Origin of the sequence: Bradyrhizobium sp., assembly GCF_035484855.1 — a bacterium.
In the GTDB taxonomy this organism is placed as follows: Bacteria; Pseudomonadota; Alphaproteobacteria; order Rhizobiales; family Xanthobacteraceae; genus Bradyrhizobium.
Genome location: NZ_DATHOP010000138.1, coordinates 14,410 through 32,550, shown reverse-complemented (window position 1 = coordinate 32,550; position 18,141 = coordinate 14,410). Strand labels below are relative to the sequence as shown.

Sequence of the window (18,141 nt, the reverse complement as noted above, 5' to 3'; positions counted from 1 at the left end):
GTCGGCGAGTCCGGTTGCGGCAAGTCGACGCTCGGCCGCGCGGTGCTGCAGTTGCGCCGGGCTCAATCGGGCCGCGTGCTGTTCGACGGCGAGGACCTCACGGCGATGCACGGCGATACCCTGCGCAAGATGCGCCAGCGCGTGCAGCTGATCTTCCAGGACCCGATCGCCTCGCTCAATCCGCGGCGGCGGATCGGCGATATCGTCGCCGAGCCGCTGGTGATCTCCGGCGTCAAGGACCCGGGCAAACGCAAGGAACTGGTCTGCGAGGTGCTCAGCGCCGTCGGCCTCGACCCCGAGCTCGTGATCGAACGCCTGCCGCACGAATTCTCCGGCGGACAATGCCAGCGCATCTGCATCGCACGCGCGCTGGTGCTCAATCCCGAATTCATCATCTGCGACGAGCCGGTGTCCGCGCTCGACGTTTCCATCCGCGCCCAGATTCTCAATCTGCTGGAGGACATGAAGGCGCGCTTTGGCCTGACGCTGCTGTTCATCGACCACGATCTCGCCGTGGTGAAGGCGGTGAGCGACCGGGTCGCGGTGATGTATCTCGGCCGGCTGTGCGAGGTCGGGCCCTCCGAGCAGGTGTTCGCCCATCCCGCACATCCTTATACCGCGCTCCTGATCGAGGCGATCCCGGTGCCGGATCCAGAAGTGCGGCCGGCCGAAAGCGTGCCAGTCGGGGAGCCGCCGTCGCCGATGTCGCCGCCGTCGGGCTGCCGTTTCCGTACCCGCTGCCCGCGGGCCGACCAGCGCTGCAGCGACGAAGTTCCGGAACTTCGCGAGCTGGCGCCGATGCAGTTCGCCGCCTGCCATCATCCATTGATCGCGGCGGGCTAACATTCTAACAACTGCGCGGGAATGCGTGGCAATGTCCGCCCAACAGCAAGAATAATTGACGGGAGAGCAGCGATGAAGAGTTTCAAGGTCACCGATTTCAACGCCCCCCTGCAGGAGGTCGATGAGCCGACTCCCAAGCCGGAGGGAACGCAGGTGCTGATCAAGGTGAAGGCGGCCGGCGTCTGCCACAGCGACCTGCACATCTGGGAAGGCGGCTACGATCTCGGCCATGGCCGCAAGCCGCTGTCGCTGAAAGATCGCGGCGTGTCGCTGCCCCGCACCATGGGCCATGAGACAGTCGGCGAGGTGCTGGCGTTCGGTCCCGATGCCAAGGCCATTGCCGGCGATCTCAAACTCGGCGATATCGCCTTGGTCTATCCCTGGCTCGGCTGCGGCAAATGCGAGGTGTGTCTCGCCGGCGAGGAGAACATGTGCGCAAAACCGGCGTCGCTCGGGGTCTATTGCGACGGCGGCTATGCCGACCACATGACGGTGCCGCATCCGAAGTATCTCCTCAACCTGAAGGGCCTCGATCCCGTGACCGCGGCGCCCTACGCGTGTTCTGGCGTCACCACCTACAGTGCGCTGAAGAAGGTCGAGGCCAGTTTCAACACGCCGATCGTGATTTTCGGTGCCGGCGGTCTCGGCCTGATGGCGCTGTCGCTGCTGAAGGCGATGGGCGGCAAGGGTGCCATCGTCGTCGATATCGATGCGCGCAAGCGCGAGGCCGCGGAAAAGGCCGGCGCGCTCGCGACCGTCGACGGCGGCGCAGCCGACGCGCTGGAGCAGCTCGCCGCCAAAGCCGGCGGGCCGATCCGCGCGGTGATTGATCTCGTCGGCAACCCCAAGACCACGCAACTCGGCTTCGACTGCCTGGCCAAGGGCGGCAAGCTCGTCATCGTCGGCCTGTTCGGCGGCGGCGCGCCCTGGGCGCTGCCGTTGATTCCGATCAAGGCCATCACCATCCAGGGCAGCTATGTCGGCAACTTGCGCGAAACCCCGGAATTGCTCGATCTCGTGCGGACGAAGAAAATCGCCGCGATCCCGGTGACGCCGATGCCACTCGCCAAAGCCAACGAGGCGCTGGTCGACCTGCAGAAGGGCAGGCTGGTCGGCCGCGCCGTGCTGACGCCGTAGGTTCATTGTCGTCATTGCCGGGCTTGACCCGGCAATCCATCCTCTTCGCAAGGACTCTTTCGAAGAAGGATGGATGCCCGGGTCAAGCCCGGGCATGACGAGTTTCGCAACCAGATCCCACCCGATACTGATCAACAGGAATCCCCATGTCCGCCAACAACGCCCTCCACATCGCCGTGCTTGCCGGCGACGGTATCGGCCCCGAGGTGATGGCGCCGGCGCTGGAAATCCTGCGCAAGATTGAGGCGAGGACCGACCTGAAATTCCGCTTCACCGACGCCCCGGCCGGCGCCAACAACTACCTCGCGACCGGCAAGTCGATGCCGGAATCCACCGTGCGGCTGTGCGACGAGGCCGATGCGATCCTGCTCGGCGCCTGCGGGCTGCCGTCGGTGCGCTACCCCGATAACACCGAGATCATGCCGCAGGTGGAGCTGCGCTTTCATTTCGATCTCTATGCCGGCGTGCGGCCGGCGCGGCTGATCCCGGGCGTGCCGAGCCCGATCGTCGGCGCGGATGCGCGCGGCATCGATCTCGTGGTGATCCGCGAGTCGACCGAGGGCCTGTTCGCCTCGATGGGCAAGGGTGTCGTCACCGACAGCGAGGCGCGCGAGACATTGGTCATTACGCGGAAAACCTCGGAGCGACTGTTCGAGTTTTCCTTCAAGTTGGCCGAACGCCGCAAAGCGCGCGGCCGGCCGGGCGCGTTGACCTGCGTCGACAAGGCCAATGTGTTCAAGGCCTTCGCTTTCTTTCGCGAGATGTTCGACGAGGCGGCTCAACGTCATCCGGAAGTGAAGGCCGACCGGCTATATGTCGACGCCTGCTCGGCGCTGCTGGTCAAGCGGCCCTGGGATTTCGACGTCATGGTGATGGAGAACATGTTCGGCGACATCCTCTCCGACATGACCGCGGGCCTGATCGGCGGCATGGGCATGGCGCCCTCGGCCGACATCGGCGACACCCATGCGGTGTTCCAGCCCTGCCACGGCACCGCGCCGGACATCATGGGGCAGGGCAAGGCCAATCCGACCGGCATGATCCTGTCGGCGGCGATGATGCTGGACTGGCTCGCCGACAAGTTCGACCTCGAGCAGGCGGCGGAAGCCGGTGAACGCATCGAACGCGCGGTCGACAAGGTGTATGCGGGTGGAATCAAGCCGATGGAATTCGGCGGCAGCAACGGCACGGCGGATATCGCAAGAGCGGTGCTGGCGGCGTTGTAGGCTCTCAGCGTCGTAGCGGCGTGTAGGGTGGGCAAAGCGAAGCGTGCCCACCATTTTCGTCTACGCTGACATGGTGGGCACGGCGCAAGGGCGCCTTTGCCCACCCTACGGATTTCAAATGTCAAACAGGTACACCGTCATTGCGAGCGCAAGCGAAGCAATCCATGGAGCAACAAAAAGAAAGATGGATTGCTTCGCTGCGCTCGCAATGACGTTGAGACACACTTCCGCGATCTCGCCGCATGCATTTTTGCGCGAGGTATACTTTTATCTCTCGCGATGCGCAACCGGCGCTCTCGTTCCTGATGGACGAACGGCGGAGACTCCGCCATCGCCTCAAATCACCCGCGCCGCTTTCAGTTTGGCGATCTCGTCCGGCCCATAGCCGAGCGATCCCAGGATTTCGTCATTGTGTTCGCCGAGGTCGGGCGTCGCGGTTCTGATCGCGCGGTCGAAACCCGTGATTTCGCAGGGCTGCGCCACCAGATCGATTTCGCCGAGGCGGGGATGGGTGACGGAGCGCCTAAGGCGCAGCGCCTCGACCTGCGGATCGGCAAAAGCCTGCTGGATGTCGTAGACCGGCCCGCAGGGCAGGCCGGCGGCGACGATCAGCTCGAACCATTCGCTTGTGGTCTTCGCGTGCAAGGCGCTGGCGATCTCCTCGTTCATCGCGCCCTTGTTTTGCCGTCGCATCGCAGTGGAGGCAAAGCGCGGATCGGTCGCCATGCTCGCGCGGTCGATCAGGGCGCAGAATTTCGCAAAGTTCTTGTTGCTGGTGGCGGCGATGTTGATGAAGCCGTCGGCGGTCGGGAACGTCCCCATCGGCGCGTTGGTCGGATGGTTGTTGCCCTCCTGCGGCGGGATTTTCTTGTCCATGGTCCAGCGCGTCGCCTGGAAGTCCAGTAGCGTCAGGCCGGCCTCGATCAGCGAGGTCTGCACCCAGCGGCCCTGGCCCGAGACCTCGCGGTCGAGCAGGGCGACCAGCACGCCCTGCGCCAGGAAGGCGCCGGCCATGATGTCGGTGACGGCGACGCCGACGCGGACCGGGCCCTGGCCCGGAATGCCCGTCACCGACATGATGCCGCTCATGCCCTGCGCGATCTGGTCGATCGAGGGCCTTGAGGTGTAGGGACCGTACTGGCCAAAACCGGAAATGCTGCCATAGACGATGCGCGGATTGCGCTTCCTCACCGATTCATAATCGACGCCGAGCCGTTTGACGACGCCGGGCCGCATGTTCTCGACCACGACGTCGGCCTGTTCGGCGAGCCGCATCAGGATTTCGCGGCCCTCATCGGATTTCAGGTTCAGCGTGATGGCGCGCTTGTTGCGATGCAGGTTTTGGAAGTCCGAGCCGTCGCGCCGGCCGATCAATTCCTCGGCCTCGTCGTCGCCCGGCGGCGGCTCGACCCGGATCACCTCGGCGCCCCAGTCGGCCAGCGTGCGGACGCAGGACGGACCGGCACGCGCGAGCGTCAGGTCGATGACCTTGAAGCGCGCCAGCGGCAGCGGCGAGGCTTGGGCTTGCGGCATGGCAGTGCCGGGCGTGTTGACGGGTTTGTGCATGTTGATCGTTCTCCGTTATCATTCCAGGATGGCCCGAAGGACCAGACCCGGAATCTCGAGATTCCGGGTTCGCGCTATCGCGCGCCCCGGAATGACGATGGTGTTCTACTTTCCCGTGAATCTCGGTTTGCGCTTTTCCATGAACGCGCGCCGGCCCTCGCGAAAATCCTCGCTGTCCATGCACGCCGTGCCGATGGCCTTGATCGCGTCCATGTCGCGCTGGCTTTCGTCCTTCAGCACCTGCTTGATGGTGATCTTGGCGGCCTGGATCGCAAGCGGCGCGTTGCCGGAGATGGTGCGGGCGATCTCCATCGTCGCGTCCCACAATTCCGCATCCGGCAGCATGCGATCGACGAGGCCGATGCGCTGCGCTTCCGCGGCATCGATCCGCATGCCCGTATACATCAGCAGCCGCGCCCAGGACGGGCCGACCAGCGAGACCAGGTTTTTGAGGCCGTCATAGCCATAGGCGATGCCGAGTTTGGCGGCGGGAATGCCGAACTGGCTGTTGTCGGAAACGATGCGGATGTCCGCCATCATCGCGACCTGCATGCCGCCGCCGAGGCAGAAGCCGCGGATCGAGGCGATCACAGGCTTCGGATAGTCGGCCAATAGCGCGCGCTGCGCCGCGCTCTTCTTGGCGTATTCTTCCGAGGCTTCGGCGTTGTGGCGGTTCTTCTCGAACTGGCTGATGTCGGCACCCGATACGAACGCCTTGTCGCCGGTGCCCGTCAGGATCACCACGCGCACCTCGGGGTCGTCGCGCAACTCGACCAGCGCGTGGCCGAGGCCCTCCCACATGTCGAGCGACATGGCGTTGCGCTTCTCGGGGTTATTGAAGGTGACGACGCCGACGCCCTCGGTGACGCTTTGCAGGATCTTGCCGTCGGCGAAGGATTTTTCTGATTTCTTGGGGACGTCCAGCATGGCAGGCGACTTTCGGTTGTGAGTTTTGATCATTGAAGCATTGGTTCGCTGCTTCGGCAACGGAGGCGCACTCCCTCTCCCGCGCTTGCGGGGGAGGGCGGGGTGGGGGTGCCCGCAGCAAGCGCCGGCGCGAGCGGAGACATTCCCCCACCCGGATCGCATCTTTGATGCGATCCGACCTCCCCCGCAAGCGGGAGAGGTGCGGCGGAGCAAGTTGAGGCGTCACGATTCCAATTCACGAATCCAGGAACGGGCCGATCTTCGCTTTCGCGAACGCCGGCCGGGCCTGGATGCTAGCCCACCAGTGGCTCACGCGGGGATGTTTGTTTGCCGTGACCTCATGCGGGGCGATCTCCTCGTCGATGCGCTTGACGAAGGGGACGGCCGCGATATCGGCGATCGAGTAGGCCTTGCCGACCAGCCAGCCCGCTGGTTTCAGCGCTTCCTCCATTCGGTCGAGCAGTTGCGCCACCAGTTTTCCCCGCGCCGCCTCGCGTTCTTCCTCGGTGTAGGGCTTGCGCGCCACCCGCAGCCACGCTTCCTGGCGCTCCTTGCTCGGGATCTTCTTCACCCGTTCGGCCAGTTCCTCATCGCTCCATTGCTCGGCGGTCTTTTGCAGATGGTGGCGCCAGTTGAAGATGATGAGATTGCCGATCAGCCCGTCGATATGCCTGATCCAGTTGCGCATCTCCGCGCGCTCGTAAGGCGAGGCCGGGCGGAGCGGCGGGTCGGGAAAACTCTCATCGAGATATTCGCAGATCGTGCCGCTCTCGTGCAGCGGCTTGCCGTCATGGATCAGGGTCGGGATCACGCCGAGCGGATTGATCGCCAGGTATTCCGGCGAATGATGTTCCATCTTTTCCAGGTCGACGTGGTGGCCCTCGTAATCGAGGCCCTTTTCGGCAAGGCAGAGCCGGACGCGTCGCGAAGCGCTCGAGCGCCAGGCGTGGTGAAGGATCATCATGAGGTTTCCCCGTGTTTTTTGGGAGTGAAGCATTGCCGGGGTGTCTCGGCAATGGCGGTGCGCTCATGGCCGCTTGCGCCGCTCTGCTCCCTCTCCCGCTCTTCGCGGGGGAGGGTTGGGGTGGGGGTGCCCGACCAATCCGCCGGCGCCAGCGGAGAGGATTCCCTCACCCGGATCGCATCTTCGATGCGATCCGACCTCCCCCGCAAGCGGGGGAGGTGGAAGAAGTCACTGCGCCAGATGGGCCGTGAGCGGATGACCGGCGGCCTGGTTGAAAAACGCGGCTTCTTCGGCGGTGGCTTCCAGCAATTGCTCGTCCTGGTCGTAGATGTCGTTGCGGAACTGGATGGTCTGGTCTTTGGTCATCCATGCCGTCAGATAGACCCAGGCCACCGGAACTTTCCGAGGCAGCGCGATCTCCTCGCGTTGGCCGGTTGAGATCGCGGCATCAATCGCGGCGCGATTCCATTTCGGCATCTCCTCGGACAATAGCCAGGCGGCGAGGTCGCGGACATTGTCGACCCGCGAGCAGCCATGCGAATCGAAGCGGTAGTCGTCGCTGAACAGATTGTGCTGGTTGGTGTCGTGCATGTAGACCGAATAGGGATTCGGCATGTCGATCTTGACGGCGCCGAGCGCATTCCAGCTGCCGTTCTGCTGCCGCACCGTGAAATTCGGCGTGCGCGCGCCGGACCAGTCGACCGAATGCGGATCGATCGGGTTGTCGCGGCTGTCCAGCACCTCCATGTGCATGCGCGCGAGATAGCCGGGGTCTTTGCGCATATGCGCGGAGATTTCGGTCTTCGCGATCGAGGAGGGCACGGTCCAGGTCGGGTTGAGGTTGACGCTGGTGATCTCCGCGGTCAGCGTCGGCGACGGCTTTTCGGTCTTGCCGACGATCACGCGATAGCGCCGCACCACATGATCGTCCTCGACGGCTTCGGCGAAGGCGGCGGGAAGGTTGACCACGACATAGCGCTTGCCGAAGGCAAAATTCATGTTCTCGATCCGCTCCAGCGAAGCCTCGAGTTGTTTGATGCGCTTCTGCACGGGAACGTTGAGGGCGGCCAGCGTTCGCGGCGTCACGGTTCCGGTCGCGGCCAGCCCGTGGCGCACCTGGAAACGCTTTATCGCCTCGGCGACGTCGTCGTCGTCGGGCCCGGTGGTCGGCTTGTCGGCGGCGAGATCGCCGCTGATCGCGAGGCGCTGGCGCAGCAGATCGTCATTCTGGCCGGCCACACCGAGGGTGAATTTGGCATCGGCCGGGATCATCGGCCAGCCGCCGCGCACCGCCAGATCGCTATAACTGAGCGCGGCCTGTTTGAGGCGCTCCGCGGTGCCTTCGTCGAAGGTCGGTTCATGCGACAGCGCCAGCGCCGCCGCCGAGCGCGATTCGGGGGTGGATGCGGCGATCGCGGGCTTGGCCGGGGCCGCATGCGCGGGATTTGCAGCACCCGGTGCGGCACCCGCGACGGCTGCGCCCTGGCCGAATGCCGGCGCGGCGCCAAGTATCGTGGCGATGGCAATGGCGGTCATTGTTCGCATGGTGGCTGCCCCTGGCGTGCGGCTGACGAGGTTGAGGATGAATTCGGCCCATCAGGGCCGAAGCAAGCGGACCGGAGCCGGTCCGAAAAGACTGGATTATTGCGAATTTAGCCCATGAGAGTTGCGTTCTGATTAAGTTGGCATCGGCGCTATCGCATGCCACAAGCCGGGTTGAACTTCGGTGGTCTTTGCTGTGTCGTTCCACCAACTCATGTGGTTCGGAAACGGCTTGGCCGAAAACAACAACTCTGCCCTCGGGAGAACGCATGCCGTTGACACGTCGGGAGATCGTTGCCGGATTGGGCGGCGGGCTGGTTGCGCTCGGGGCGCCGCCGGCGCTGGCGGAAGCCTACCCCAGCCGGCCCATCAAAATGATCGTGCCCTATCCGCCGGGCGGCACCACCGACCTTCTCGGCCGCATGGTCGCCGACCAGCTGCAGACCGGCCTTGGCGCCACCGTCGTGGTCGAAAACAAGCCGGGGGTTGCGACCGCGCTCGGCGCGGAGTTCGTCGCAAGGGCGGAACCCGACGGCTATACGCTGATGATCGCGACCTCGACCACGCTTGCCATCAACAAGACGCTCTACCGCAAGCTGCCCTACGACCCGGTGAAGGATTTCACGGCGATCGCGCTGGTGGCCGCGGTGCCGTTCGCGCTGATCGTCAATCCGCAACTTCCGGTGAAGACGCTCGCCGATTTCATCGCCTATGCCAAATCGAATCCGGGGCTGGCCTATGGCTCGGCCGGCAACGGCAGCCCGCAGCATCTCGGCGCCGCGATGCTGCAGTCCGCCGCCGGCATCGACATCCGTCACATCTCCTATCGCGGCAGCGTGCCCGCTATGCTGGACGTGATCGCGGGCCGCATTCCCTTCATGGTGGTGGACCTGCAGCCGGCGCTGCCGCAGATCCGCGACGGCAAGGTGAGGGTGCTCGGCGTGACCACGCCGAAGCGGGTTGCGGCTGCGCCCGATATTCCGACGCTGGCGGAGGGCGGCCTTACCGGTTACGAGCTGGTGGCCTGGCAGGGCATCGTGGCGCCGGCAGGCGTGCCCCGGAACATCGTCGACCAATTGGCGGCGCAGATCGGCAAGCTGGTGGCCGATCCGGCGACGCGCGAAAAACTCACGACGCTGGCGCTGGAGCCGTTGCCGGGGTCAACGCCGGATAGTTTTGCGGCCTTCATCAAGACCGAGGTGGATCGCTGGGCTGGCATCGTCAAGAATTCCGGCGCCGAGCTGGAATGAGCGATCATGATTGTTGTCAAATTCCCCGCGCCAGGCGATGTCCGACATGATTGAACCCGATGTGCTGATCGTCGGTGCCGGCCCGGTCGGGCTGACGCTTGCCATCGATCTCGCCTGGCGCGGGATCGACGTCACGGTGGTAGAAATGCGTGCGCGCGCGGCACCTCCGGAGCCGAAATGCAACCACGTCGCCGCCCGCACCATGGAAATCTTTCGCAGGCTCGGTCTGGCCGACAAGGTGCGCAACGCCGGACTGCCTGCGGATTATCCGCACGACATCAGCTATCGCACGTCGTTTACCGGCGAGGAGCTGACGCGCATCAGGATTCCCTGCCGTCGCGACCGCTTCACCGCGACAGACGGCCCGGACTGCAACTGGCCGACGCCGGAGCCGCCGCATCGCATCAACCAGATCTTTCTCGAGCCGATCCTGTTCGAGCATGCGGCGGGAGAGCCGCGCATCCGTATCCTCAACCGCACTTCGGTGGAGGACGTCAGGATCTCCGATGCTTCGTCTGTCGTCACCCTGCGCGATCTCGACACCGGCGCCGTCACCCGGCTCGGTTGCCGCTATCTGATCGGCTGCGACGGCGCGCGTTCGATCGTGCGCAAGGCGATCGGCGCGGAGCTTTCCGGCGACGCCGTCGTGCAGCGCGTGCAGTCGACCTTCATCCGCGCGCCCGGCCTGATCGATCTGCAGCGTCACGCGCGCGCCTGGGGCACCGGCGCGATCAATCCGCGCCGCAGCGGCATGGTCTATGCGATCGACGGCCGCGAGCGCTGGCTGGTGCACAATTATCTGAGACCCGGCGAAGTCGATTTCGATTCCGTCGATCGCGACGCCTGCATCCGCACCATCCTCGGCGTCGATGCCGGCTTCAGCTACGACATCATCTCCAGGGAGGACTGGTTCGGCCGCCGCCTGATCGCGGAGAAATTCCGCGATCGCGGCGCGTTCATCGCCGGCGACGCCGCGCATATCTGGGTGCCCTATGCCGGTTACGGCATGAACGCCGGGATTGCGGACGCCATGAACCTGTCCTGGCTGCTTGCGGCCCATCTCAACGGCTGGGCGCCGGCTTCGATTCTGGATGCCTATGAGGCGGAGCGCTGGCCGATCACGAGCCAGGTGTCGCGCTTTGCGATGTCGCATGCGGAGGCCGAAATCCGCCGCCGTGGCACGATACCCGACGAAATCGAGGAGCCGGGGAAGGAAGGCGAACGCGTGCGGCAGGAGGTCGGGCGCCTCACCTACGAGATCAACGTCCAGCAATATGCCGCAGCCGGTCTCAACTTCGGCAGCTACTATGATTCCTCGCCGATCATCGCCTATGACGGCTCGGCGCATCCCCCCTATACGATGAGCCAATATACGCCGTCGACGGTGCCGGGCTGCCGCACGCCGCATCTGGTGTGCGAGGACGGCAGCTCGCTTTATGACGCGATGGGACCGGAGTTCACGCTATTGAGGCTGAGCCCCGCGATGGAGGTGGCTCCACTGGAGGCCGCCGCTCGAAACAGGGGTGTGCCGCTGAAACTGCTCGACCTGAAGCCGCCAGCGACCGCCATTTTCGATGGCAGTGGACTGATACTGTCGCGACCGGACCAGCATGTGGCCTGGCGCGGCGATCGTCTGCCCGCGGATCCGCTTGCCCTGATCGATCGGGTCCGCGGCGCTGCGAACTAAAGCGTTTTCGAGCGAAGTGGTCACCGGTTCGCGTGAAGAAAACGCGTCAGAACAAGAAGCTGGAGCCCCGTTTCGATTCCATCAAAACGGGGAAGGCTCTAGTCTTCGTTGGCGGCGATCGATTCCATCAAGGACACCAGCTGACGCTGGACCGTCTGATCCTTGATCTTGCTGTAGGCCCGCAGCAACCGGAGGCTGAACGCGCTGTCGAGAAACAGCAGGCTCTCCACCTCGCGCGCCTTGCCGTCGCCGTCATAGAAAAATGTGACGGGGACGTCGAGCGCGGTTGCGATCGACTGGAGACGGGCCGCGCCGACGCGGTTGACGCCCTTCTCATATTTCTGGACCTGCTGAAAGCTGACACCCAGCTTGTCGCCGAGCTCGGCTTGCGAGATCTTTTGTTCGACGCGTCGCAGACGGATTCGCTTTCCCAATTCTATGTCGGGTTTGCCCGCGCTGCGCTGCTTCATCTTTTTTGCCGCTGATTTGTTCATGCTGTTCCTAATGTCCTTCCGTCGAGAAGCCCCTGAACAGATGTGTCAGGGATTCACCCTTATATACCGGTTTAAATTCACATGGATGGATGAATTCGTCCGTAAACCACGAGAATTTTCGGGATTGAATGCTTCTATAAGCCAGTCGATCACATGCTGCAACCAGGGGATGCGACCACAACCTGGATGATAGGACAGCCAAATATCGAATGGCCGGCGCCATTCAATCTCAAGAGGTATTATCTTCCCGCCAAACGTGCAAGCATAGCTGGGAAAGACGCCTATTCCGGCACCATTGGCCACTGCCCAGTAGCTGGCGCTGCTCAAATTGGTCGTCATCACCGACAGCTCGCTGGAAGGGCGGCCGCTAAATAAGCTTTCGCTTCCCGCGCGGCGGACTGGTCGGCGGCCGGCATCACCAGCCGGTGCTCGACCAGTTCGTCCGTCGTTTTCGGCACGCCATATGTGTCGAGATATTGCTGACTGGCGAACAGCATCAAATTTATCCTGCCGAGCCTGATTCGCTCGATCCCGGGCGCGGCCGGTTGCGCCAGATGGATGGCAATGTCGGCCTCGTGCCGCGACAGATCGGCGGGCCGGGTGATGCAGTTCATGTCGACCAGGATATTCGGAAACGCCTGCTGGAATTCGACCAGGCGAGGGGCCAGCCAGGACGTTCCCAAACCCTCGGGCACGGCGATCCGGATTTCGCCGGCCAGCACGTCGGTCACCGATCGGCCGGCGCGCACCAGTTCGAATGAGGCGGCTTCCATGCGCTCGACCGCGGAGACGACCTGCGAGCCCTCGGCGGTCAGCCGGGTGCCATGGGCATCGCGCGTGAACAGCGTGGCGCCGATCTGCCGTTCGAAATCGGCGATCCGCCGCGCACGGCATTGATGGAAAGATCGAGCCGCTCGGCCGCGGAGCGGAAGCTGCGGCAGCGCACCACTTCCAGGAACATCCTGGCTGCGTCCCAATCCGTCAGACTGACGAGAGCGACCCCATGGCGTTCCTCCTGAGGAACGCCCCTTTCCAGCGCCAGCCGCATACATAGCCCTTTCCGGGGGCTAGATTCGGCAGAATTCCGCGCGAACCACAACCATGACGGGTCGGGGTCGCTGCGTTTTGAGGCCTTAAACTCCTGGCGAGGCCGCGGTTGGTCGATGCCTTTCACCGTAACCGTGGGGTTACGTATCCGTGCGATGCTTCAGCTGGTCACGCGATCGACGAAATCACGGCCGAACAGGTTCACCAGGTCGTGACGAAAATTTCTGCAATTCATGGAGACGTATTTGAAGCCGCCGATTGGATCGAACAAACCTTTCCTCGCAAGCTCGGTAACGGAAAAAACGCTGGTGACTAATTCAGAAGAACGATTGCACGCGGTTCTCGCAACGCTGGAGGCGTGCCGCACGGCTCTCGTCGCCAGCGCCAACCGCGACACGGCACAGTTGCTGTCGGTCGCGATCCTCGCGCTTCGGATGAAGCTCCATCGGGTCGCGGACGCCGAATTGAAGGCCTTGTGCGATGCGTTGTCGCCGGGCGATGCGCGGGCGGCCAGGCCGCGGGATCCGGAATCGCCGGACGGCGAACGCCGCCTTCCGTTTTTGAAGGTGGTCAAGTAGCGCCCTCGGGTGCCGTCGTCCGGAGGTCCGACTCCAGCCCCGGATCGTGACGGCGACGCCCGAGCGGGCCCTCGTGATGCCGCAGGTTTGATCGGAAAATCCCCGCGATTCGCCCGCTGAACCGTGCACGGGAGGCGGCGGCTCTGTTGCGCATTTCCACCCATCCGTTACATCAGGCCGTCAACCCGGTGCCGGCCCGATAGGGCGTGGCGCGCGAGGTTGCCAGCCGCAAATGGTTCACGATGGCTATGACTGCATGATCCACGATGTATCGATTCCGGCGGCGCTGATTGCCGGCCTGGTCAGCTTTCTGTCGCCCTGCGTGCTGCCTTTGGTACCGCCCTATCTGGTCTACCTCACGGGTGCGACCATCGAGCACGTCGCCAATGACGAGACGGTGTGGTCGTCGAAGCGCGCGGTGATGACATCGGCTGTGATGTTCGTGCTCGGTTTTTCCACCGTGTTCGTGGCGCTCGGCGCCAGCGCCTCCCTGATCGGGGGCCTGATCCGGGCCTGGTCGGCGGAGCTTTCGATCGCCGCCGGTATCGCCATCATCGTGATGGGGCTGCACTTCCTCGGGCTGACGCGGATCGCGCTGTTGATGCGGGAAGGGCGATTGCCGATTCCAAAACCGGTGGGCTTGTGGGGCGCCTATGTGATGGGCCTGGCGTTTGCGTTCGGCTGGACGCCCTGCATCGGGCCGATCCTGGCCGCGATCCTGTCGGTGGCCGCCACTGAAGCGACCGTGACGAAGGGCGCCCTGCTGCTCGCGATCTATTCGGCAGGGCTCGGCATACCCTTCCTGATCGCGGCGTTGATGGTCGAGCAGTTCTCCGCGCTGTTTGCGCGCATGAAGCGGCATCTCGCCACTGTCGAGCGCGCGATGGGCGTGCTGCTGGTCCTGACCGGCATCGGCTTTCTGACCGGCGCGGTATCGGACGTCAGCGTCTGGCTGCTGGAGACGTTTCCGGGGCTACAGAATATCGGATAGCTTCTTCCGGTCGCCCCCGATTGCCGACATTCCCAGCGAGCGTCGGCATGTCTCGGCGGCGCCGACCCCGACGTTCAAACGCAGCAAGGCTATTTCAAAACGCAGTGCGGCGCATTGGGCATCCTCGGACCCGTATCCTTCCGTCCGAGAAACCCTCACTGCACATCTTAGCTGCTGCGCTCCTGCAGAGCTTTTCGTATAGCTATCTCCACTGGAGAATAGTCGTTGTTAGCCCGGTCAAGCTGAAACGGCTCGGCTGGATCGAGTGCCGGTTGCGCCATGAAACGCGGCATCGAGCCTCGGTGCATTTGCGCGGCGTGCACGAGAAAAGGATGACACAAGTAGACGGTGCCAGCTTCGCCCGTGGCTAAGGCCTCTGGTCGCTGGGCTCCTAGCTGGTCCAACACCAAATGTGACATGCCCGCCTCGCCGGCTGGTGCGAGGAACCGCGCCATGTCAAAATGCGAACCCACGCGAATTCTCGTCGGTGCGTCTCGCTCGCCAACATCGGAGAACAGGAACAGCATCAGCAACGCGCGACCGCGTGATGTCACGTTCACGCGCCAAGAGGAAAAGTCCCTCTGTTCATTTGGATCGCAATCTTCGCCTGGAAAGCTGAGATCGACATGCCACCCGGCATCGCCCGGATCGTCCGGATGCGGAAAACGGACCGGGAAGGTGCCAAGACCGTCACGCGGTCGCCAGCGCCCTTTGCCGACGACCTGATCGAACGCGGCATGGAGAGTAGGCGTATTGACTGCTTTCCTGAATGGCTCTTGTCCATATCCCGGAAGTCGAATGACTGGTGCGGTCCAGGTTGCAGGGTCGTCGGGATCACCAGGAAGGTCCCGCCACATAATCTCGCGGGCTTCGTCGGCTAACTTCCGGGGAAAGGCCCGGTCGATCCGGACAAAGCCATCTTGAATGAATTGCTGTATCTGCGCGTCGCTCAGCGCGCGCGCTGGTTGATGTTCACTGGCAGGCATGAAAATCCTCATATCGCCGGGCCAACAATGGTCACCCGCTCAAAGCAGGTGGGTCGGCAAATTCAGTCTATGACAATGTGCAAGCCGCTCGGCTGCGAGGCACTGTCGCTTCCGCCCACGTGGCGCGGGCAATGCCGTTAGCGGCTAAGGAAGAAGACCGAAGCGATATTGGATGTGTTTCTCATGATGTTCTCAAAAATATCAGCGGTGCCCTCAGGGGTCAACGTTCTGCCCGATGTCGGTTGCCGGACGCAGCGCAGCAAGAGTGCTGCGAGCCGGGGTCCACTCTACTTTGCATGGGGTTGTTTTCGCGATTTTTTGTCCGGGCGCTGCTGTGCACCGCCGAAGGGACGCCAGGCCGGGTCGGGGACACGAGATCGTCGATGCCTCGCGCTTACGGGACGAATCGATCCAACTCCAACACATCATGCTCTGGGCTTGTCGTTTGGTAGCGAATGCCTGGCCCCTTCGATCAGGCGAAGCAGCCGGCCAGTTGCATCAGCTGGCGGACGCCGGCGGCATCGAGAGTGTCGATCTGCCGGGCGAGCCCGATCACGGCTTCCACGGCATCCGGCTCGAGCCGTGTCGCCAGGCAGTCGCGGACCTTGACGAGATGCTCCGCTTCGCTGATCGGCGGCGTGCCCCACTTGCCGCGCGGGCCGTCGCAGCGCGTTTCCAGCACGCGTCCGCCGTCGAGCTCGAGGCGCAACAGCACATGGGTGTCCTCGAACCGGCCGGGGATCGAGGGGTCGAGGCGAACCTCGAATTTGGCGAGCAGCTCCTGCATGTCGGCGCTTTCGAGCCGCGCATCGGTGAACGTGCCGATGCCGACCTTGCCGTCGAGCAGCGCGCTCGCCGCCGTGTATTGCAGCGAGAATTTGCCCTCGAGGCCCGTTTTCGGCCGCGGCCGATCGACATAGGCCATCACAGGCGCGGTCAGAAGCACACGGCGGATGGCGCTCGCATCGGGAATCTCCGGGTGAAGCTCGAGTGCGGCGGTGATCCCGAAATGGGTTCCGAACTGGCTCGGAAACATCTTGATCGCAAAGCCGGGATCGACGACGCGCAGCGGCGCGCGGCCGAAACCAAGCATCACCTCAGGCTTGAATCCATCGTCATACAGCGCCGGCACATAGCCTTGGGCGGCTTCGAACACCGCGACATTGGCGGTGAAGCCGCGCGCCGCCAACAGCGCCGATTCCAGCCCCAGTGCGGCGGCATGACCGCAATGCGTCGATTTGGTCATGGTGCCGGCATTGGCCATCAGGCCGCCGGCGCGCGATGCCGCAATCCCAATGGCATGGGCGAGGCGGTCGGGACCGAGGTTGAGGAGGTGTCCGGCCGCGACCGCCGCGCCAAGCGGACCGGCGGCGCCGGGCGGATGAAATCGCAGTCTGCTGGCTTCGAACTGCCCGGAGGCCTGGCGAATCCAGCCCTGCATCTCCAGGCCCTTGACCAGCGCGGTCACGACCTCGCGCCCGTTGGCTTCGCGCGTCTCCGCCAGCGCCAGCACGCCCGCGAGCGTGGTCGAGAGCGCATGGTTGGCCGGGCTCCACATCGGCTCAAAATCGAGCACATGCATGGCGGCGCCGTTCAGCGCCGCCGCCGACACCGCGTTGAGACGGAAACCATTTCCGATCGCGGTCGCCTGGGCGGCCCCGCCCTGCTCCCTGTGGTGTGCGGCCAGGATGTGGATCGCTTCTTCCTGCGTTCCGGCGATGGCGACAGCGATACCGTCGAGCACCAGCCGCCGCGCGGCCTCGATCGCCGGGGCGCCGAGATTTTCGTAGGAGATGCCTGCAATCCGATCGCACAACTGCGGTGTCACCGCCATGCCGGGCCTGCCTTTCGCGCTTGTTGTTGTTTGTATTGGCCCGGAACGTCGTGCCTCGGCGTTATCCTGCGTTGATGTGAGCCGTCCGGATGACCTTGCCCCATTTCTCGGTTTCGGTGGCGATGACGTTACCGAATTCGGCTGATGTCATCGGCATCGGAACGGCTCCGATGTCGGCCAGCCGGGCTTTCATCCTGGGATCGGCGAGCGCGGCGTTGATTTCCTTGTTGAGCTTGTCGACGATCTCGCCGGGCGTCTTCCCGGGCGCCACGATCCCATACCGGACGCTTGCATCGTAGCCCGGCACAAATTCGGCCACGGTCGGGATATTTGGCAGCGTCGCCTGACCGGTCGCGGCGGTGACGGCGAGCGCGCGCAGCTTGCCGGACTGGATGAGCTCCACGAATTGGGCAATCGGACCAAACACCACCTGCACCTGCCCGCCCAGCAGGTCGGGCAGAAAACTGCCGCGATAGGGGACGTGAAGCAGGTCGACGCCGGCCATCATCTTGAACAGTTCGCCGAACACATGGGTCGGGGTCCCGTTGCCGGTCGAGGCCATGTTGAGCCTGCCCGGATTGGCCTTCGCATAGGCAATGAACTCGGGAAGGGTCTTGGCCGCGATCGATGGATTGACCACCATGACATAGGAGCCACCGCCAATGCTCGCGACCGGGGCGATGTCACGAATGAAATCGTAGTTGAGATCAGTGTAATAGGTCGCGTTGATGGCGTTCGACGTCACCACCGACATCAGCAGCGTGTAGCCGTCCGGCGCGGCTCTCACCACAACTTCGGTGCCAATGCTGCCGCCGGCGCCCGGCCGGTTCTCGACGATAAACTGTTGCCCAAGCCGCTCCGACAGGGATTGCGCAACGAGGCGCGCGATGATGTCGGATGCATTGCCGGCCGGAAAGCCGACGATCATGCGCACCGGCCGCGCCGGATAGGTTTGCGCCCAGGCAACGCGCGCGAGGGGTGGCAGGGCGACGGCGCCCGCCGCAAGCTGGAGAAATTGACGGCGTAGAAGTCTCACGGTGTCCTCCTCTTACCGAAGCAATGCGCAGCT

General features: G+C 63.9%; 16 protein-coding genes. 7 read left to right on the top strand and 9 right to left on the bottom strand.

What is annotated here, in order from left to right:
* The 3 genes from VK804_RS15565 to VK804_RS15555 all read left to right on the top strand — a co-directional run.
* The coding region (locus tag VK804_RS15565; RefSeq protein ID WP_325371741.1) for an oligopeptide/dipeptide ABC transporter ATP-binding protein at positions 1-843 on the top strand (843 nt) is incomplete at its 5' end.
* A 72-nt stretch (positions 844-915) separates the two neighbouring features.
* Complete coding sequence (locus tag VK804_RS15560) at positions 916-1,980, top strand: alcohol dehydrogenase (protein ID WP_325371740.1); 1,065 nt, start codon at positions 916-918, stop codon at positions 1,978-1,980.
* Positions 1,981-2,126: 146 nt separating this feature from the next.
* Entirely contained in the window at positions 2,127-3,206 is a 1,080-nt protein-coding gene (locus VK804_RS15555; protein WP_325371737.1) for an isocitrate/isopropylmalate dehydrogenase family protein, read from the top strand.
* Between the two features lie 336 nt (positions 3,207-3,542).
* On the opposite strand, the gene VK804_RS15550 is transcribed toward VK804_RS15555, so the two are convergent.
* The 4 genes from VK804_RS15550 to VK804_RS15535 form a co-directional block, all read right to left on the bottom strand.
* Complete coding sequence (locus VK804_RS15550) at positions 3,543-4,772, bottom strand: CaiB/BaiF CoA transferase family protein (protein ID WP_414642791.1); 1,230 nt, start codon at positions 4,770-4,772, stop codon at positions 3,543-3,545.
* A 105-nt stretch (positions 4,773-4,877) separates the two neighbouring features.
* A complete protein-coding gene (locus VK804_RS15545; RefSeq protein ID WP_325371735.1) occupies positions 4,878-5,699 on the bottom strand; it encodes an enoyl-CoA hydratase in 822 nt (273 codons plus the stop codon).
* Positions 5,700-5,934: 235 nt separating this feature from the next.
* Positions 5,935-6,663: a glutathione S-transferase family protein gene (locus VK804_RS15540; RefSeq protein ID WP_325371733.1), complete on the bottom strand. Its 729-nt coding sequence runs from the start codon at positions 6,661-6,663 to the stop codon at positions 5,935-5,937.
* 228 nt (positions 6,664-6,891) lie between these two features.
* Positions 6,892-8,208: a L,D-transpeptidase family protein gene (locus tag VK804_RS15535; protein WP_325371731.1), complete on the bottom strand. Its 1,317-nt coding sequence runs from the start codon at positions 8,206-8,208 to the stop codon at positions 6,892-6,894.
* A 266-nt stretch (positions 8,209-8,474) separates the two neighbouring features.
* Here VK804_RS15535 and VK804_RS15530 point away from each other — a divergent pair, with 266 nt between their 5' ends.
* Together VK804_RS15530 and VK804_RS15525 are read left to right on the top strand one after the other, a co-directional pair.
* Positions 8,475-9,455 carry a tripartite tricarboxylate transporter substrate binding protein gene (locus tag VK804_RS15530; RefSeq protein WP_325371729.1) on the top strand — a complete coding sequence of 327 codons (981 nt, stop codon included), beginning with the start codon at positions 8,475-8,477 and terminating at the stop codon, positions 9,453-9,455.
* 46 nt (positions 9,456-9,501) lie between these two features.
* A complete protein-coding gene (locus VK804_RS15525; protein ID WP_325371727.1) occupies positions 9,502-11,142 on the top strand; it encodes an FAD-dependent oxidoreductase in 1,641 nt (546 codons plus the stop codon).
* 98 nt (positions 11,143-11,240) lie between these two features.
* On the opposite strand, the gene VK804_RS15520 is transcribed toward VK804_RS15525, so the two are convergent.
* Together VK804_RS15520 and VK804_RS33015 are read right to left on the bottom strand one after the other, a co-directional pair.
* Positions 11,241-11,636 carry a helix-turn-helix transcriptional regulator gene (locus tag VK804_RS15520; protein ID WP_325371725.1) on the bottom strand — a complete coding sequence of 132 codons (396 nt, stop codon included), beginning with the start codon at positions 11,634-11,636 and terminating at the stop codon, positions 11,241-11,243.
* A gap of 338 nt (positions 11,637-11,974) precedes the next feature.
* Positions 11,975-12,613, bottom strand: a complete 639-nt coding sequence (locus VK804_RS33015) for a LysR family transcriptional regulator (RefSeq protein WP_414642790.1) — start codon at positions 12,611-12,613, stop codon at positions 11,975-11,977.
* Between the two features lie 315 nt (positions 12,614-12,928).
* Between VK804_RS33015 and VK804_RS15510 the strand changes: the two genes are divergently transcribed.
* Positions 12,929-13,261 (top strand): hypothetical protein, encoded by a 333-nt coding sequence (locus tag VK804_RS15510; RefSeq protein WP_325371723.1) that lies wholly within the window; start codon positions 12,929-12,931, stop codon positions 13,259-13,261.
* Positions 13,262-13,517: 256 nt separating this feature from the next.
* Positions 13,518-14,252: a cytochrome c biogenesis CcdA family protein gene (locus VK804_RS15505; RefSeq protein WP_325371721.1), complete on the top strand. Its 735-nt coding sequence runs from the start codon at positions 13,518-13,520 to the stop codon at positions 14,250-14,252.
* Positions 14,253-14,419: 167 nt separating this feature from the next.
* Here the strand turns inward: VK804_RS15505 and VK804_RS15500 are convergent, their stop codons facing one another.
* The 3 genes from VK804_RS15500 to VK804_RS15490 form a co-directional block, all read right to left on the bottom strand.
* A complete protein-coding gene (locus VK804_RS15500) occupies positions 14,420-15,238 on the bottom strand; it encodes a phytanoyl-CoA dioxygenase (RefSeq protein ID WP_325371719.1) in 819 nt (272 codons plus the stop codon).
* Positions 15,239-15,710: 472 nt separating this feature from the next.
* On the bottom strand, positions 15,711-17,072 hold the full coding sequence (locus tag VK804_RS15495) for an MmgE/PrpD family protein (protein ID WP_325371717.1): 1,362 nt from the start codon (positions 17,070-17,072) through the stop codon (positions 15,711-15,713).
* 61 nt (positions 17,073-17,133) lie between these two features.
* Positions 17,134-18,108, bottom strand: coding sequence for a tripartite tricarboxylate transporter substrate binding protein (locus VK804_RS15490; protein WP_325371715.1), 975 nt, complete (start codon positions 18,106-18,108; stop codon positions 17,134-17,136).
* Positions 18,109-18,141: the final 33 nt, after the last annotated feature.

Bases quoted from the DNA above. Each gene is read 5' to 3' on its own strand.
- VK804_RS15560 (WP_325371740.1), top strand. From the start codon at position 916: ATGAAGAGTTTCAAGGTCACCGATTTCAACGCCCCCCTGCAGGAGGTC.
- VK804_RS15555 (WP_325371737.1), top strand. From the start codon at position 2,127: ATGTCCGCCAACAACGCCCTCCACATCGCCGTGCTTGCCGGCGACGGT.
- VK804_RS15550 (WP_414642791.1), bottom strand. From the start codon at position 4,772: ATGCACAAACCCGTCAACACGCCCGGCACTGCCATGCCGCAAGCCCAA.
- VK804_RS15545 (WP_325371735.1), bottom strand. From the start codon at position 5,699: ATGCTGGACGTCCCCAAGAAATCAGAAAAATCCTTCGCCGACGGCAAG.
- VK804_RS15540 (WP_325371733.1), bottom strand. From the start codon at position 6,663: ATGATGATCCTTCACCACGCCTGGCGCTCGAGCGCTTCGCGACGCGTC.
- VK804_RS15535 (WP_325371731.1), bottom strand. From the start codon at position 8,208: ATGCGAACAATGACCGCCATTGCCATCGCCACGATACTTGGCGCCGCG.
- VK804_RS15530 (WP_325371729.1), top strand. From the start codon at position 8,475: ATGCCGTTGACACGTCGGGAGATCGTTGCCGGATTGGGCGGCGGGCTG.
- VK804_RS15525 (WP_325371727.1), top strand. From the start codon at position 9,502: ATGATTGAACCCGATGTGCTGATCGTCGGTGCCGGCCCGGTCGGGCTG.
- VK804_RS15520 (WP_325371725.1), bottom strand. From the start codon at position 11,636: ATGAACAAATCAGCGGCAAAAAAGATGAAGCAGCGCAGCGCGGGCAAA.
- VK804_RS15505 (WP_325371721.1), top strand. From the start codon at position 13,518: ATGATCCACGATGTATCGATTCCGGCGGCGCTGATTGCCGGCCTGGTC.
- VK804_RS15500 (WP_325371719.1), bottom strand. From the start codon at position 15,238: ATGCCTGCCAGTGAACATCAACCAGCGCGCGCGCTGAGCGACGCGCAG.
- VK804_RS15495 (WP_325371717.1), bottom strand. From the start codon at position 17,072: ATGGCGGTGACACCGCAGTTGTGCGATCGGATTGCAGGCATCTCCTAC.